The following is a 15,945-nucleotide window of genomic DNA, read 5'->3' on the forward strand; positions in this document are numbered from 1 at the left end:
CCCCTCAGGGGGCGGGCCGCTCCTCGGGCGTGCCCTCCGACGCGTCGTCCGGTGCCGTGCCACCGGCCCCCGTCGGCGGCTCCGCCGGCTGACCGGGCCGGTCCTGCTGCTCCCCGGCCACCGCATAGGTCTCCACCGACCAGAGCGAATAGCCGTACTGCGTCGCCCGCGCGTCGCCCTGCACCCGCAGGAAGCGGGTGTCCGCCGCGTCCATCCGCACCGACTCCCGGCCGCCCCGGCCCTCCGCGACCGTCGCCGCCGTACGCCACACACGCCCGTCGGCCGAGACCTGGACCCGGTAGCGGGAGGCGTACGCGTCCTGCCAGTGCAGCACCACCTGCCCTATCCGGGCCGGCTCCGGCAGCTCCAGCTGCCACCAGGCGCCGTCCTCCGCCGGCGAGGACCAACGGGTGGCCGGATCGCCGTCCACCGCCAGGGCGGCCGGGAAGTCCGGCGTCTCGTCGCCCGAGGAGGAGGCCGTCGCCGTCCGCGCCAGATCGGGGCCCGCCGTACGGGGGAAGGCCCGCACCGTCAGCACCCGCTCCTCGCCCGCGAACGACACCGGCACCCGGTACGTGCCCGCGTGCGCGTCCGGCGCCACCGACACCTCCAGGGGCACCGTCGACCGGGCACCGCGCTCGACCACCGCCTGCTCCGGCAGCGTGACCGTGATCCCCTTCGGGGCCTTCGCCGTCAGCGGCCCCCGCACCTCGCCCGCGCGCAGACCCGACAGCTCCACGTCCACCCGCTGGGCCGGGCCGCCGATCTCCGCGTCCGTCTCCGTCCGGGCCAGATCGAGCGCCGCGCGCGGCCCGTCCGCGAACCACGGCACGAGCGAGCGCACCGCGGGCGCCGGCCCGTCGCCGCTCCACACCACCCGCAGCGCCTCCGCCCGCAGCCCCTTGAGCTCGGCCTGCGTCCAGCCGGACGCCGACAGCGGGCCGAGCGGGCGCCAGCCCTCGCCCTCGACGTACGCCTCCACGCGCGCGTCGCGCGGGTCCCCGGCACCCGGATCCGTCATCACCGTCAGGGCCTCCACGGGCCGCGCCCGGTCGAGCCGCACGGTGTACGAGTCGGTGGCGCGGTCGGCACGCGCCTTCGGCGTCCGGTCGGCGCCCGTCCAGGCCTTCGCCCGGTCCACCGCGCGCGTGAGGAACGGGTCGAGCACCCCCGCTCCGACCGTCACCCGGCCGGCCGAGAGGTCCTTCCGCAGCGACTCCAGGCTCAACTGCGCCCGCCACGCCGCCGCCCCGTCACCGGACTCCTGGGCGACCAGCATGTCGACCGCCGTCTCGCCCGCCCGGCCGTAACGGGCGAGCTGATCGAGCCAGGGGCCGGTCTCGTCGTCGAGGGTGCCGCCGGCGGTGCCCGAGAGCCGCCCGGGGGCCTCGCGCATCACGGTGAACGCGGACCGCAGCTCCCGCGCCGCCTTCTCCCGCCCGGGGGCCGCGTCGGTCCCCGCGCTCGTGCGCGAGGCCCAGAAGGCCGCCAGGAGGGGCTTCAGGTACGCCGATTCGGCCGCCGGGTCGAGCACCGACGAGGCGCCGTTCCCCGCGAGCGCCCGCAGCGCCTCGCGGGCGGCCGGCTCCGGGCCCGCGAGGTCGTCGACGGCCGCCCGCCAGGACGCCTCCGGCCGGTAGCCGCGCGGGTTCCAGGCGTAGTCGGCGGTGGTGAAGAGCGGGACGCGGGAGGCCGCGGGCTGCGCCATCGCGAGCGCGAGGAAGGCGGCGGAACCGGCGGCCACGGCCGGCTCACGGCCCGTCGCGGGGCCGAGGAACAGCCGGTCCTGCGCGTAGTCGTTGACCGGGTAGTTGTCCATGGTGACCAGCGGATGGCGCAGGGCGGCCCGGGTCCGTGCCAGCTCCCCGCCGGTGATCGAACGCGGCACGACACCGACGCCGGTCCACGCCACCCGCACGTCCGCGTCGAGCGCCTCGCCGAACCGGGTGCGGTAGGCGGTCGCGCCGTCCTGGTAGTACTCCGTCGGCATCACCGTCAGCGGCTCGGCGTCCGGATGGCGTTCGGCGAGGTGCCGGGCGACCGTGTTCGCCACGCGCGCGTGGGCGGCGGCCGCGGCCTCGGGGCCCCGCCCGAAGGTGTCGGCGTCCCGGTCGCAGTGCCACTCGTCGTACGAGGCGTCCTGGAACTGGAGCTGGAAGGAGCGCACCCCGAGCGCCCACATCGCGTCGAGCTTCCGCGTCAGCGCCGCCATGTCGCCGACCGAGGACAGGCACATGGACTGGGCGGGCGCCACGGCCCAGCCGAGCGTCACGTGGTTGGCGCGGGCCCGCTCCGCGAGCGCCCGGAACTCGGCCTGCTGCGCCGCCGGGTAGGGGTCGCGCCACTGCACCCCCCGGTACGGGTCGTCGCCGGGCGCGTACAGATAGCGGTTCTGCTTGGTGCGGCCCAGGAAGTCGATCTGGGCGAGCCGCTGTTCGGCCGTCCAGGGCGTCCCGTAGAAGCCCTCGGTGATCCCGCGCTCGGCCGTGCCCGGCCAGTCGCGCACGACGACCCCCGGGATCTCCCGGCCGCCGCCGAGGAGCTGACGCAGCGTCTGCACGGCGTGGAACAGCCCGTCGCCGCCCACCCCGTCCAGGACGACCGTGTCCCGGCCCCCGAGGCGGCCCGTGGCGAGCCGGTAGCCACCGCGCGGCAGATCGAGCCGGTCGGGCACTCGCAGGGCGCTCAGCGCGTCCTCGGCGGCCTCGCCCGAGGGGCCCGCGACCCGGAAGAGCGGCCCCCGGCCCGGGAGTCCGGTGTGGACGGTCCGCACCCCGGCGGCCCGCAGCAGCTCGCGCAGGGCGGCGAGGGCGTACGGATCGGCGTCGGCGTCCGCGAGCAGGGTCACCTCGTCCCCGAGGGACACGGCGGGCCCGGCGGCGGTCAGCGACTGCGGACGGGGCCAGACGGCGGGCACACGCGCGGAGGCTGCCTCGGCGGAGCCGGCGGAGGGGGCCGTGGCCGAGGAAGCGGCGGGGGCGGCCGGGTCCACCGGGACGCCCGGCGCCACCGGGACGCCCGGCGCCACCGGGGCGAACGGCGCCGCCGGGGCGAACGGCGCGGTCTTCGCGCGCTCGTTCGGGGCCGTCCCCTGGACCGCCTGCGCCGAGCCCGGCACCGCCCCGCCGAGAAGGCCGCCGATGACGGCGGCGGCGACGGCCGTCGCGGTGCGCCTGCTGCGCCCGAGGTGCCCGAGGTGCACGGGGGTCTCCCTTCGGCCGGGGCCACCGGCCGCTCGCCGATTTGGTCACGAGTGGGTCACGAGCCCACCACCCGTCGCACTGAGGTGTCAATGCACACGGCCGATGTGTCGCCTTTGCCCGGCGAGCCGTCGGCGAGGTGACGTCACTCCGCCACTTTCCGCCGGTAAAACGAGGTGCGGTGGGTAGGGCTCAGTCGTTACCCAGGTCCCACCAGTCGAGACGAATCGGGAGACCCCCGTGACCACGACCGCCCCGCACCTCGGACGGATACGGATTCCGGAGCAGCCGGCCAGGACGGACGAGCCGCTGACCAGCGAGCCGCCGCTCCCCGACGCCGCGCCCCTCACCAGCGAGCCGCCGCTGACCGTGGCGGCCCCCCTCACCAGCGAACCCACCGCCCCAGGAAGTGCGGGCACGGAGTCCCCCGGAGTGTGAAGTGACCCTGGCCCGTCTCGCCGCCCGTCACGGCGTCGCCACCGCCTACAGCCCCTCCGCGGGGGTCACCGTCCCCGTGCCTGACGCCACCGTGGTGGCCGTCCTCGGTGCCCTCGGCGTGGACGCGGCGACGCCGGAAGCGGTCGCCGCCGCCCTCGACGCGGCCGAACGGGCCGACCGGGAGCGCCTCCTGCCCCCGACCCTGGTCCGGTGGCGTGGCGCGGAGCCCGCCCGCCCGCCGGACCTGCCGCCCGGCACCCGGCTCCGGGTCACCACCGAGGACGGCGACGCCGTCACCGGCCAGAACTGGGAGCACCTTCCCCTCGGCGTCCACGCGGTCGAGGCGCAGGCCCCCGACGGGCGCGCAGCCACCGCCACCCTGATCGTCGCCCCCGCGCGCGTGCCCGCCCCCGAGCGGCGCGCGTACGGGCTGCTCGTCCAGCTCTACTCGCTGCTCTCCACCCGCTCCTGGGGCATGGGCGACCTCGGCGACCTGCGGGAACTCGCCACCTGGGCCGGCCGCACGCACGGCGCCGGCTTCGTCCAGGTCAACCCGCTCCACGCGGGCGTGCCCGGGGCCCCGAGCGACCCCTCCCCGTACCGCCCGTCCTCGCGCCGCTTCCCCGACCCGGTCCATCTGCGGATCGAGGAGATCCCCGAGTACGCCCTGGTCGGCCCCGAGCGCCGCGAGGAACTCGACCTGATCCTCGCCGACGCCGCCGACCTGCGTGAACGGGTCCTCGGCAAGGGCGCGGTGATCGACCGGGACGCCGTGTGGGAGGTCAAGCGGCGCGCCCTCGAACTCGTCGTGGGCGGCGTGGAACTCGGTCCCGGCAGGCGCGCCGACTTCCACGACTTCCTCGCCGCCCGCGGCAGCGCCCTGGAGGACCACGCCACCTACCAGGCCCTCGCCGAGCGGCACGGCCACCACTGGCGGACCTGGCCCGAGGAGCTGCGCTCCCCGCGCGCGGCGGAGGCCGTCGTCCGCGACGACCCCGCCCTCGCCGCCCGGGTCGACTTCCACTGCCGGCTGGCCTGGCTGACGGACCGGCAGCTCGCCGACGCCGCAGCGGCCGCCCGCGCGGCCGGGATGGAGGTCGGGATCGTCCACGACCTGGCGGTCGGCGTCCACCCGGAGGGCTCCGACGCCTGGGCCCAGCAGGACGCCTTCGCGGCCGGCATGTCGGTCGGCGCCCCGCCCGACGCCTTCAACTCCCGCGGCCAGGACTGGGGCCTGCCGCCCTGGCGGCCCGACGCCCTGGCCGCCACCGGCTACGCCCCGTACCGCGGGCTCCTGCGCGAACTCCTGCGCCACGCGGGCGCGCTGCGCATCGACCATGTGATGGGCCTGTTCCGGCTCTGGTGGGTGCCGGAGGGCCGCGAGCCCACCGAGGGCACCTATGTCCGGTACGACGCCGGGGCGATGCTCGCCGTCCTCGTCCTGGAGGCCCACCGCGCCGGAGCCCTCGTCATCGGCGAGGACCTCGGCACGGTCGAGTCCGGCGTACGGGAGGAGCTGGCCGCGCGCGGGGTGTTCGGCACCTCCGTGCTCTGGTTCGAGCGGGACTGGGCGGCCTCGGGCCGTCCGCTGGCCCCGGCCGAGTGGCGCGCGGAGTGCGTGGCCACCGCCACGACCCACGACCTGCCCCCGACCGCCGCCCGGCTCTCCGGCGACCACGTCACCCTGCGGCACCGCCTCGGCATGCTCCCCGGAGACCTGGCGCGCGAGCGGGCGGCGGACGCCGCCGAGACCGCCGAGTGGCTGGGCCTGTTCCAGCGGCTCGGTCTGCTCCCGGAGGGCCCGGGAGCCGAGGAGGCCGAGATCAGGGCCGTCCACCGGTTCCTGCTCGACACCCCGGCCCGGATGGTGGGTGTCTGGCTGCCGGACGCGGTGGGCGACCGCAGACCGCAGAACCTGCCCGGCACCTGGGACGAGTACCCCAACTGGCGGCTGCCGCTCGCGGACGCGGACGGGCAGCCGATGACCCTGGAGCGCCTCGCCGCCTCGCCCCGGGCGCACGCCCTGCTGCGCGAACTCCACGCGCGCACGGCGCTCCCGGAGACACGTACGGCCCGCTCCGACGCCCGTACGGCACCCCCGGGCGCGCGGTCCGATTAGGTGTTCGCTACGTTTGCACCGTGGACAAGAAGAACGCACTGCGCGCCGGCTCGCTCGCGGCCGGCACGACGCTGATGATGCTGCTCATGTCGTCCCCCGCGCTCGCGCTCACCCGCGACGACGGCGACGACCCGGCCCCCAAGCTGTCGGTCATGGAGACCCTCGGCCTGTTCGTGGCCGCACCGCTGGTGCTGTTCCTGGTGATCGCCGGTCTCGTGATGCTGCTCGACAAGTCCAAGAAGGCCTGACCGCCTCCTCCTCCGCTCCGCCGAGGGCGCCGCACGGTACGCCGTACCGTGCGGCGCCCTCGCGTGCGTGGAAACCGCGTGCGGGAAGGTGCGCGCGGCCCCCATCGGGGTCGCCGCCCGAGTGGGTCCTACGCCGTGGTCGCCAGCAGTTTGCGCAGCAGCCCGGCCAGCTGCGCCGCCTCCTCCTCGCTGAGCGCCCCCTCCAGGGCCGCCCGCTGCTGCGCGAGACCGGCCGCGACGGACTGGTCCACCAGCTCCCGGCCGTGCTCGGTGAGCGTGACCCGCAGTCCGCGCCGGTCGTGCGGATCGGGGCTGCGGGTGACGAGCCCCGCCTTCTCCAGCTTGTCCAACCGACCGGTCATCCCACCGGTGGTGATCATCAGCGTCGCCGTCAGCTCGCGCGGCGAGAGCGTGTACGGCTCCCCTGAGCGGCGCAGGGTCGCGAGCACGTCGAACTCCCCGAGCGCCAGGCCGTAGGGCGCGTACGCCTTGTCCACCCGGCCGCGCATGGCGTTCGCGAGCCGGTAGATCCGCCCGAAGACGGCCATCGGCACGGTGTCCAGGTCGGGGCGGACCACCGCCCACTGGTCGGTGATGGCGTCGACTGCGTCGTGGGCGGGGCCGGGCCCGGGGGTCTTCGTGTCCATGCGAGCAGTCTCCTCTTCCGTGTGACTCGATGGCAAGAAAGCCACTTGCGAGTAAGTAGCTTAGTGGTAAGTTAATTACCGCCAAGCCAGCCCGGCACCCGGACCGGCATCCGCAGCGAGGGGGAGACCGTCATGTCCCGCAAGGCAGCCGTCGTCGCACTGACCGCCCTGGCCCCGATCTCCTGGGGCTCCACCTACTTCGTCACGACGGAGTTCCTGCCGCCCGACCGGCCGCTCTTCACCGGCCTGATGCGCGCCCTGCCCGCCGGACTCCTGCTCCTGGCGCTCACCCGCAAGCTCCCCCGGGGCGCCTGGTGGTGGAAGTCCGCCGTCCTCGGAGCCCTCAACATCGGCGCGTTCTTCCCCCTGCTCTTCCTCGCCGCCTACCGGCTCCCCGGCGGCGTCGCCGCCGTCGTCGGCTCCGTCGGCCCCCTCTTCGTCGTCGGGCTCGCCGCCCTCCTCCTCGGCGAGAGGCCCGCCGTGAGGACCCTGCTCACCGCCATCGCCGCCGCGTTCGGCGTCAGCCTCGTGGTCCTCAAGGCCGGGGCGGCGTTCGACACCGGCGGCGTGCTCGCCGGGCTGCTCTCCTCCCTCTCGATGTCGGCGGGCGTCGTCCTCACCAAGCGCTGGGGCCGTCCCGAGGGTGTCGGCGCCCTCGCGCTCACCGGCTGGCAGCTCACCGCGGGCGGCCTGATCATCCTGCCGATCGCCTTCCTGGCCGAGGGCGCCCCGCCGGCCCTGACCGGCACCAACCTGGCCGGGTACGCCTACCTCGCCTTCGGCAACACCGCGATCTCGTACTTCCTCTGGTTCCGCGGCATCGAGCGGCTCAGCGCCTCCTCCGTCACCCTCCTCGGCCCGCTCTCGCCCGTCACCGCCGCGATCGTCGGCTGGGCGGCGCTCGGCCAGGCCCTCGGTGCGGTGCAGCTGCTCGGCATGGTGATCGCCTTCGGTGCGACCCTGGCGGGCCAGCTGGGCCCGCGTACGCCGAAGGAGGCCGGGCAGGTCGTCGCGACGGGCACCGGTACCGGATTGTTCAGCCTTGCTGAACGGAATGGTCAGAAAGTTTCGATGGACCTGGAAGGTTCGGGAGTGCGACGGTAGGCCGCATGAGCCTGATCACCGCACGTCACCCGACCCCCGTCGTCACCCGGAAGCCGGCGCCCGCCCGAGGCGCCGGCTTCGGTGTGCTCCTCGCCCTGCTCGCCACCGTCGTCTGGTCCGGCAGCTTCGTCGCCACCCGCGGCATGGCCGACTCGGTGCCACCCGTCCAGGCCGTCTTCTGGCGCTGGGTCATCGCCCTCGTCGCCGTCGCCCCGTTCGCCGCCCGCCCGTTCTGGCGGCAGCGGAAGGCGATCCGGCGGCACTTCGGATTCGTCGCGCTCGCCTCGCTCTTCGGCGTCGCGCTCTACAACACCCTGGTGCACCAGGCAGGACTGACCACCTCCGCCACCAACATGGGCATGATCATGGCCGCCTCCCCGGTGATCATGGCGGTGTGGTCCCGGCTCGGCGGCGAACGCCTCGGCGCCCGCCGCCTCCTCGGCATGACCGCCGCGGTCGTCGGCGTCCTGCTGCTCGTCGGAAAGGGCTCCCTCGCCGTCGACTTCGGGGCGGGCGACCTGTGGATGTTCGCCGCGGCCCTGTCCTTCGCCTCGTACAGCGCCCTGCTCAAGCGCAGGCCCGCGGAGATCGGCGGACTCGCCTTCCTCTTCGTCACCTTCCTGCTCGGCGCGCTGATGCTCGCCCCCGTGTACGCCGTGTCCCTCGCCGTCCAGGGCGGGTTCACCGTCGGCGCCGCCACCGTCGGCCCGCTGCTCTACGTGGGCGTCGCGTCCTCCGCCGTCGCCTTCTTCGCCTGGAACAAGGCCGTCTCCCTCATCGGCGCGGCCCGCGCGGGCGTCGTCTACCACCTCCAGCCCGTCTGCGTCGCCCTTCTCTCGTACGCCCTGCTCGGCGAGCGGCTCGGCGTCCTCGGCGTGGCCTGCATGGTGCTCATCCTCGGCGGAGTGGCCCTGGGCTCGGCGACCGGCGCGCGCGGGGCCGCACAGGTCCGGATAGGTTGCGCCCCATGACCGAGTGGGACATCAAGAAGCTCCAGATCCTCCGCACCCTCCGTGACCGCGGCACCGTCACCGCGACCGCGGAGGCGCTGCTCATGACCCCCTCGGCCGTGTCGCAGCAGCTCACCAACCTCGCCAAACAGCTCGGCGTGCCCGTCCTGGAGGCCCAGGGCCGCCGCGTCCGGCTCACCGACGCCGCCCATCTCGTGCTGCGGCACGCGGAGGTGGTCTTCGCCCAGCTGGAACGCGCCGACGCCGAACTCGACGGCTATCTGCGGGGCGAGGCCGGAGAGGTGCGGGTGGCGGCGTTCTCGACGGCCGTGCCGGCGCTCGTCGTGCCCGCCGTACGGCAACTGCGGAGCGCGCACCCCGGGCTCGACGTCCGGATCAGGGAGGCCGAGGCGGCGGAGGCGTACGAGCTGCTCTCGGCCGGCGAGGTCGACCTGGCGCTCTCGCTCGCCGCCCACGCGCCCTCCGCGCGCGACCCCAAGTTCAGCCGGGTCCCGCTGCTCGCCGACCCCCTCGACGTGGCCCTGCCCGCCGGGCACCCGCACGCCGACGCGCCCGGCCTGCGGCTCGCCGACCTCGCCGCCGAGCCCTGGATCTTCGGCGGCTCGGGCCCCTGGTCGGAGATCACCACCGCCGCCTGCGAGGCCGCCGGCTTCGTCCCCGAGCAGGCCCACAGCGCCTCCGGCTGGACCGCGATCCTCGCCATGGTCGAGGCGGGGATGGGCATCGCCCTGGTGCCCAGGATGGCCTCCGCGGAACGCCGGGGCGGTGCCGGGACCGTGATGCGCGTCCTCGCCGCCGACCAGCCGCGCCGCCATGTCGTCGCGGCGGTACGGCGCGGCGCGGAGGAGGGCCCGGCGGTGGCGCGGGTGCTCGCCGCGCTCCGGCAGGCGGCGGCCCAACGGGAAACCGTCCAGCAGAGCTGACCCCACATCGTTCAGAAGAACTGAAGATGCCCATCGAAAACATTCGATGGACCCACCAGGTCTCCGGGGCGCACAGTCGACGCATGACCTTCGAGACGAGCCAGGACCAGGACCCGCACGCCAACGACGCCGCCCCGTACTCCGGCGGCGACCCGTACGCCGACTACCGGACCGGTGACTTCCCCTTCACCGAGCTGGTCGACCTCGCCGACCGCCGTCTCGGCGCCGGCGTCGTCGCCGCGAACGACGAGTTCTTCGCCGAGCGGGAGAACCTCCTCGTCCGCGAGCGGGCCGTCTTCGACCCGGAGCACTTCGGCCACAAGGGCAAGATCATGGACGGCTGGGAGACCCGCCGCCGCCGTGGCGCCGACGCCGAGAACGTCTTCCCGGCCCCCGAGGACCACGACTGGGCGATCGTCCGGCTCGGCGCCCCCGGTGTGATCCGCGGGATCATCGTCGACACCGCCCACTTCCGCGGCAACTACCCGCAGCGCGTGAGCATCCAGGCCACCTCGGTGGAAGGCTCGCCGAGCCCCGCGGAACTGCTGGACGCCACGTGGGAGGAACTCGTCCCGCCGACCCCCGTCCGGGGCCACGCCGAGAACGGCTTCACCGTCACCGCCGAGCGCCGCTGGACCCACCTCCGGGTCTGCCAGCACCCCGACGGCGGCATCGCCCGCCTCCGCGTCCACGGCGAGGTCGTGCCCGACCCCGAGTGGCTTGAGCTGCTCGGCACCCTCGACCTGATCTCCGTACTCAACGGCGGTTCGTACGAGGACGCCTCCGACAGGTTCTACTCCTCGCCCACCCAGATCATCCTGCCGGGCACCTCCCGCAAGATGGACGACGGCTGGGAGAACCGGCGCCGCCGGGTGCGCGGCACCAACGACTGGGTGCGCTTCCGGCTCGCCGCGCAGGGCGCCGTCCGCGCCGTCGAGATCGACACCGCCTACCTCAAGGGCAACTCGGCCGGCTGGATCGCCCTCCAGGGATGCAACGGCGATCCCTCGGGAGGCGCGGAGTGGTTCGAGATCATCCCCCGCACCAAGCTCCAGCCCGACACCCTCCACCGCTTCAAGCTCCCCGCCCAGGCCGTCGTCACCCACGTCCGCCTCGACGCCTTCCCCGACGGCGGCGTCGCCCGGATGCGGCTGCACGGGGCACTGACGGAGCAGGGCGCGGCCGACCTGCGCGCCCGGTTCACGGCGCTCGGCGGCTGAACACGGCCGCGGGCCACACACTTCCGCCCGGCGGCGCGGCAGCGCGCCGACGCCCGCCCGCCGGGCGGACCTCACGGCGGCCGCCGCCGCGCACGGTCACGTGCGACGTCCGCGGTCGGCTGGTCCGTCGGATCGCCGAAGCGGCCGCGCACGATCACGTGCGACGTCCGCGGCCGGCCGATCCACCGGATCGCCGAAGCGCCGAAGGGGCCCCGGACCGTCGCCGGTCCGGGGCCCCTCCACCGTGTGCGTACTACTTCGCCGCCGCCGCGTCCGCCGCCCGCGCCCGGAGCGCACGCTCCACGCCCGCGCGGCTCTCCGTCACCAGACGGCGCAGCGCCGGGGCCGGGTTGTGCTCGGCGATCCAGGCGTCCGTCGCGTCCAGGGTCTCCTGCGAGACCTGGAGGCTCGGGTAGAGACCGACCACGATCTGCTGGACGATCTCGTGGCTGCGGGTCTCCGAGACCCTCTTGATCGACGCGAAGTACTTCGCCGTGAACGGGGCGAGCAGATCGCGCTGGTCGGCCTGCACGAAGCCGCCGATGACGGCCTCCTGCACGGCGTTCGCCAGCTTGTCGTCCTCGACGACCGAGGCCCAGGCCTCCGCCTTCGCCGCCTCCGTCGGACGGGCCGCGCGCGCGGTGGCCGCGTGCCGCTCGCCCGCCGCGGTGCGGTCGCGCTCCAGTTCGGCGGCGATCTCCGCCTCGTCGAAGCGGCCGGTGGCCGCGAGCCGCTGGACGAACGCCCAGCGCAGCTCGGTGTCGACGGCCAGGCCGTCGATCACCTGGGAGCCGTCGAGCAGCCCGGCGAGCAGGTCGAGCTCCCCGTCCGTACGCGCGGTCGCCGCGAAGGCCCGCGCCCACGCCAGCTGGTGGTCGCTGCCACCCGCGGCGGCACGCAGCTGCTCCTGGGCGAAGGTGCCCCAGCGGGCGAGGCCCGTGGCCCGCCACTCCGGCGCCGCGTACATCTCCAGGGCGGCCTTGACCTGGCCCTGGAGCGACTGGACCACGCCGATGTCGGTCTCCTTGGCGACACCGGAGAGCACGAGCTCCAGGTAGTCGCGGGTGGCCAGCTCGCCGTCGCGGGTCATGTCCCAGGCCGAGGCCCAGCACAGGGCGCGCGGCAGCGACTCGGCGAAGTCGCCGAGGTGCGCGGTGACGTTCTTCAGGGACACCTCGTCGAGGCGGACCTTGGCGTACGACAGGTCGTCGTCGTTGAGGAGGACGACCGCCGGGCGGGCCTTGCCCACGAGCTGCGGGACGGCGGTCAGCTCGGCGGCCTCGATGTCGAGTTCGAGTCGCTCGGTGCGGACCAGCTTGCCGGCCGCGTCGAGGTCGTAGAAGCCGATCGCGATCCGGTGCGGGCGCAGGACGGCCTCGCCCTTGGCGCCGGCGGGGAGCGCGGGCGCCTCCTGCTTGACGCCGAAGGCGGTGATCGCGCCCTTCTCGTCGGTCTCGATCTCCGGGCGGAGGATGTTGATGCCGGCCGTCTCCAGCCATGCCTTCGACCAGGTCTTCAGGTCGCGGCCGGAGGTCTCCTCCAGGGCGCCGAGGAGGTCGGAGAGGCGGGTGTTGCCGAAGGCGTGGGCCTGGAAGTAGGCCTGGACGCCCTTGAAGAACTCGTCCTGGCCGACGTAGGCGACGAGCTGCTTCAGGACCGAGGCGCCCTTGGCGTACGTGATCCCGTCGAAGTTGACGAGCACGTCCTCCAGGTCGTTGATCTCGGCCATGATCGGGTGCGTGGACGGCAGCTGGTCCTGGCGGTAGGCCCAGGTCTTCTCCGCGTTGGCGAAGGTCGTCCAGGCGTTGGGCCAGCGGGTGCCCGCCACCGAGGCCTGGCAGGCGACGGAGGTGTAGGTGGCGAACGACTCGTTCAGCCAGAGGTCGTTCCACCACTCCATCGTCACGAGGTCGCCGAACCACATGTGGGCGAGCTCGTGCAGGATGGTCTCGGCGCGCCGCTCGTACGCCGCGTCCGTCACCTTCGAGCGGAAGACGTACTGGTCGCGGATGGTGACCGCGCCCGCGTTCTCCATCGCGCCCGCGTTGAACTCCGGCACGAAGAGCTGGTCGTACTTCGCGAACGGGTAGTCGTACGCGAACTTCTCCTGGAACCAGTCGAAGCCCTGGCGCGTGACGTCGAAGATGTGGTCCGCGTCGAGGAACTCGGCGAGCGACGGACGGCAGTAGATGCCGAGCGGGACGCTCTGCCCGTCCTTCTCGTACGAGGAGTGCACCGAGTGGTACGGGCCGACGATCAGCGCGGTGATGTAGGTGGAGATCCGCGGCGTCGGCTCGAAGACCCAGAGGTCGTCCTTGGGCTCCGGGGTCGGCGAGTTGGAGATGACCTTCCAGCCCGTCGGCGCCTTCACGGTGAACTGGAAGGTCGCCTTGAGGTCGGGCTGCTCGAACGAGGCGAAGACGCGACGCGCGTCCGGCACCTCGAACTGCGTGTACAGATAGGCCTGGTCGTCGACCGGGTCGACGAAGCGGTGCAGACCCTCGCCGGTGTTGGTGTACGCGCAGTCGGCGACGACCTTCAGTTCGTTGCGGCCCGCGACCAGGTGGGCCAGCGTGATCCGCGCGTCGCGGAAGACGGCGGCGACGTCCAGCGCGTGGCCGTTCAGCACGACCTCGTGGACGGCGGGGGCGACGAGGTCGATGAAGGTCGAGGCACCGGCCTCGGCGGAATCGAAGCGGACGGTGGTGACGGACCGGTAGGTGCCGCCCTCCTGCGCACCGGAGAGGTCGAGTTCGACCTCGTACGCGTCCACGGTGAGCAGCGCTGCCCGCTGCTGAGCCTCTTCACGGGTCAGGTTTGTGCCAGGCACCCGGTCAACTCCTCGGTTTTGTGATGTTTGGCCCATCCTTCCACGGGGTGTGTCGGCAGCGCACGAGACATTTCCCAGGGCGAACACGCGAGTTTCCGAGGCGAACGCGCGAGGGCGGCCACCCGTCTCCGGATGGCCGCCCCCGTACCGTTCCGGGCGTCAGGCGCCCTTGAGCTCGGCCGCGACCAGCTCCGCGATCTGCACGGCGTTCAGCGCCGCGCCCTTGCGCAGGTTGTCGTTGGAGAGGAAGAGCGCGAGGCCGTTCTCGACGGTCTCGTCCACGCGGATGCGGCCCACGTACGAGGCGTCCTTGCCGGCCGCCTGGAGCGGGGTCGGGATCTCGGAGAGCTCGACGCCCTCGGCGTCCTTGAGCAGCTCGTAGGCGCGCTCGACGCTGATCGGGCGGTCGAAGCGGACGTTCACCTGGAGGGAGTGGCCGGAGAAGACCGGGACGCGCACGCAGGTGCCGGAGACCTTGAGGCCGGGGATCTCCAGGATCTTGCGGGACTCGTTGCGGAGCTTCTGCTCCTCGTCGGTCTCGAAGGAGCCGTCGTCGACGACGGAACCGGCCAGCGGGACCACGTTGAACGCGATCGGGCGCTTGTAGACGGCGGGCTCGGGGAACTCGACGGCCTCGCCGTCGAACGCCAGCTGGTCGGCGGTCTCGGCCACGGCGCACGCCTGGGTGCGCAGCTCGGCGACACCGGCGACGCCCGAGCCGGAGACGGCCTGGTAGGTGGTGGCGATCAGCGCGGTGAGGCCGGCCTCCTGGTGGAGGGGCTTGAGGACCGGCATCGCGGCCATCGTGGTGCAGTTCGGGTTGGCGATGATGCCCTTGGGGCGGTCCTTGATCGCGTGCGCGTTGACCTCGGAGACCACCAGCGGGACCTCGGGGTCGCCGCGCCAGGCGGAGGAGTTGTCGATCACGACGGCGCCCTGGGAGGCGACCTTCTCGGCGAGGGCGCGGGAGGTGGCGCCGCCGGCGGAGAAGAGGACGATGTCCAGGCCGGTGTAGTCGGCGGTGGAGGCGTCTTCGACCGTGACGCCGTCCACGACGGTGCCGGCGGAGCGGGCGGAGGCGAAGAGCCGCAGCTCGTCGAGGGGGAAGCTCCGCTCGGCCAGGATGCTGCGCATGACTGTGCCGACCTGACCGGTGGCTCCGACGATTCCGACCTTCACGGGGACTCCTCCGTACGTATGTGCAGGTTGCTGCCGGTCCATGATGCGTATGTCCCGGGGCGCCTTGTCCAATCCATTGTCCAAGGGACGGGACGAAAGAGGGTCAGCTCTCCTTCGTGCGGGCGTAGTGGCGGGAGGCCTTGGCGCGGTTGCCGCAGACGGCCATCGAGCACCAGCGGCGGGTGCCGTTCCGCGAGGTGTCGAAGAAGTGCAGGATGCACGCCTCGTGGGCGCAGGCCCGGATCCGCTCGGGGGCGGTGCGCAGCAGGTCGAGGTAGTCGCGGGCGGCGGTCCAGCCGGGGCCCCAGGCGGAGTCAGTGAACTCGGGTCGCTCGCCGGGGCCCTCGGCGGTGAGCGTGGCCCGGATGCGGCCGTGGCCGAGGACCGCGTCGACGCGGGCGGTGGCGGTGGGGTCGCCGGGGCGGTCGACGAGCGCGGCGAGCGCGTCCCGGGCGGTGAGGGTGTGGCGCAGGGTGGTGGCGTCGGCGGTGAACCGCTCGTCGAGCCCGTTGGCGGCGAGCCAGACGGCGAGCCCCTCGACCCCGGCGAGCAGGTCCTGCCGGACGCCCTCGTCGTTCCAGCGGGTGTTGAGCAGATCAAGGGAGACCGGCTCGCCGACGAGCGGCCGTGGGTCGATCGCGGTCATGACGGGAACCCTCCTCGATGAACTAACCACTCAAGAGTACGTGAGCGGTTGACTCTCACCGCGTCTAACCCCTAAAGTCGAATTAAGAGGTTAGCCCGGGAGAGGGGCCGGCCGCACCCGGAACGGATGGATCCGCCATGACCGCGATCGGCACGCTCACCACCCACCACGTCGGCCTCAACGTCACCGACCTGGACCGCTCGCTCACCTTCTACGGAGAGGTCCTCGGCTTCGAGACGCTCGGCGAGGGCAAGGAGGGGGACAGCCGCTTCGCCTTCCTCGGCCGGGACGGCCGTCTGGTCCTCACCCTCTGGCAGCAGGCCGACGAGGCCTACGCGCCGGGCCGCGCGGGCCTCCACCACCTCGCCTTCGAGGCCGAGTCGCTCGACCACGTCCGCGCCGCCGAGGCCGCGCTGCTCG

13 protein-coding genes are annotated in these 15,945 nt (G+C 73.8%); 8 read left to right on the forward strand and 5 right to left on the reverse strand.

Features of this window, described 5'->3' with window-relative positions:
* Positions 1 to 4 precede the first annotated feature (4 nt).
* Positions 5 to 3,202 carry a beta-N-acetylglucosaminidase domain-containing protein gene (locus AOK00_RS03880; RefSeq protein WP_055598894.1) on the reverse strand — a complete coding sequence of 1,066 codons (3,198 nt, stop codon included), beginning with the start codon at positions 3,200 to 3,202 and terminating at the stop codon, positions 5 to 7.
* Positions 3,203 to 3,440: 238 nt separating this feature from the next.
* Between AOK00_RS03880 and AOK00_RS03885 the strand changes: the two genes are divergently transcribed.
* From AOK00_RS03885 to AOK00_RS03895, 3 genes are read left to right on the forward strand one after another with little or no spacing between them, the layout of a single operon-like run.
* Positions 3,441 to 3,638 carry a hypothetical protein gene (locus AOK00_RS03885; protein WP_030325844.1) on the forward strand — a complete coding sequence of 66 codons (198 nt, stop codon included), beginning with the start codon at positions 3,441 to 3,443 and terminating at the stop codon, positions 3,636 to 3,638.
* A gap of 1 nt (position 3,639) precedes the next feature.
* Positions 3,640 to 5,757, forward strand: coding sequence for a 4-alpha-glucanotransferase (gene malQ / locus AOK00_RS03890; protein WP_055598895.1), 2,118 nt, complete (start codon positions 3,640 to 3,642; stop codon positions 5,755 to 5,757).
* A 20-nt stretch (positions 5,758 to 5,777) separates the two neighbouring features.
* Positions 5,778 to 6,005, forward strand: a complete 228-nt coding sequence (locus AOK00_RS03895; protein ID WP_055598896.1) for a hypothetical protein — start codon at positions 5,778 to 5,780, stop codon at positions 6,003 to 6,005.
* Positions 6,006 to 6,133: 128 nt separating this feature from the next.
* Here the strand turns inward: AOK00_RS03895 and AOK00_RS03900 are convergent, their stop codons facing one another.
* Entirely contained in the window at positions 6,134 to 6,652 is a 519-nt protein-coding gene (locus AOK00_RS03900; RefSeq protein WP_055598897.1) for a MarR family winged helix-turn-helix transcriptional regulator, read from the reverse strand.
* Positions 6,653 to 6,784: 132 nt separating this feature from the next.
* Between AOK00_RS03900 and AOK00_RS03905 the strand changes: the two genes are divergently transcribed.
* The 4 genes from AOK00_RS03905 (at position 6,785) to alc (ending at position 10,870) form a co-directional block, all read left to right on the forward strand.
* Positions 6,785 to 7,756 (forward strand): EamA family transporter, encoded by a 972-nt coding sequence (locus tag AOK00_RS03905; RefSeq protein WP_055598898.1) that lies wholly within the window; start codon positions 6,785 to 6,787, stop codon positions 7,754 to 7,756.
* 5 nt (positions 7,757 to 7,761) lie between these two features.
* A complete protein-coding gene (locus tag AOK00_RS03910) occupies positions 7,762 to 8,727 on the forward strand; it encodes a DMT family transporter (RefSeq protein WP_055598899.1) in 966 nt (321 codons plus the stop codon).
* Entirely contained in the window at positions 8,724 to 9,650 is a 927-nt protein-coding gene (locus AOK00_RS03915) for a LysR family transcriptional regulator (protein ID WP_055598900.1), read from the forward strand. The genes AOK00_RS03910 and AOK00_RS03915 overlap by 4 nt, the downstream gene beginning before the upstream one ends.
* A gap of 83 nt (positions 9,651 to 9,733) precedes the next feature.
* On the forward strand, positions 9,734 to 10,870 hold the full coding sequence (gene alc / locus AOK00_RS03920) for an allantoicase (RefSeq protein ID WP_055598901.1): 1,137 nt from the start codon (positions 9,734 to 9,736) through the stop codon (positions 10,868 to 10,870).
* 253 nt (positions 10,871 to 11,123) lie between these two features.
* Here the strand turns inward: alc and pepN are convergent, their stop codons facing one another.
* The 3 genes from pepN to AOK00_RS03935 all read right to left on the reverse strand — a co-directional run bounded on the left by pepN (position 11,124) and on the right by AOK00_RS03935 (position 15,525).
* Positions 11,124 to 13,700, reverse strand: a complete 2,577-nt coding sequence (gene pepN, locus AOK00_RS03925; protein WP_055598902.1) for an aminopeptidase N — start codon at positions 13,698 to 13,700, stop codon at positions 11,124 to 11,126.
* 159 nt (positions 13,701 to 13,859) lie between these two features.
* Positions 13,860 to 14,879, reverse strand: a complete 1,020-nt coding sequence (locus tag AOK00_RS03930) for an aspartate-semialdehyde dehydrogenase (protein ID WP_055598903.1) — start codon at positions 14,877 to 14,879, stop codon at positions 13,860 to 13,862.
* A 103-nt stretch (positions 14,880 to 14,982) separates the two neighbouring features.
* On the reverse strand, positions 14,983 to 15,525 hold the full coding sequence (locus AOK00_RS03935; protein WP_055598904.1) for a CGNR zinc finger domain-containing protein: 543 nt from the start codon (positions 15,523 to 15,525) through the stop codon (positions 14,983 to 14,985).
* 137 nt (positions 15,526 to 15,662) lie between these two features.
* Here AOK00_RS03935 and AOK00_RS03940 point away from each other — a divergent pair.
* Positions 15,663 to 15,945 (forward strand): VOC family protein (locus AOK00_RS03940; protein ID WP_173861498.1); only part of this gene is annotated, 283 nt, incomplete at its 3' end.

Source organism: Streptomyces aureus (assembly GCF_001418135.1).
Classification (GTDB): Bacteria; Actinomycetota; Actinomycetes; order Streptomycetales; family Streptomycetaceae; genus Streptomyces; species Streptomyces aureus_A.

What these genes read in the sequence shown, in the direction of transcription:
- AOK00_RS03935 (WP_055598904.1), bottom strand. Translation starts at nt 15,525, where the DNA reads ATGACCGCGATCGACCCACGGCCGCTCGTCGGCGAGCCGGTCTCCCTT.
- AOK00_RS03900 (WP_055598897.1), bottom strand. Translation starts at nt 6,652, where the DNA reads ATGGACACGAAGACCCCCGGGCCCGGCCCCGCCCACGACGCAGTCGAC.
- AOK00_RS03905 (WP_055598898.1), top strand. Translation starts at nt 6,785, where the DNA reads ATGTCCCGCAAGGCAGCCGTCGTCGCACTGACCGCCCTGGCCCCGATC.
- AOK00_RS03915 (WP_055598900.1), top strand. Translation starts at nt 8,724, where the DNA reads ATGACCGAGTGGGACATCAAGAAGCTCCAGATCCTCCGCACCCTCCGT.
- alc (WP_055598901.1), top strand. Translation starts at nt 9,734, where the DNA reads ATGACCTTCGAGACGAGCCAGGACCAGGACCCGCACGCCAACGACGCC.
- AOK00_RS03910 (WP_055598899.1), top strand. Translation starts at nt 7,762, where the DNA reads ATGAGCCTGATCACCGCACGTCACCCGACCCCCGTCGTCACCCGGAAG.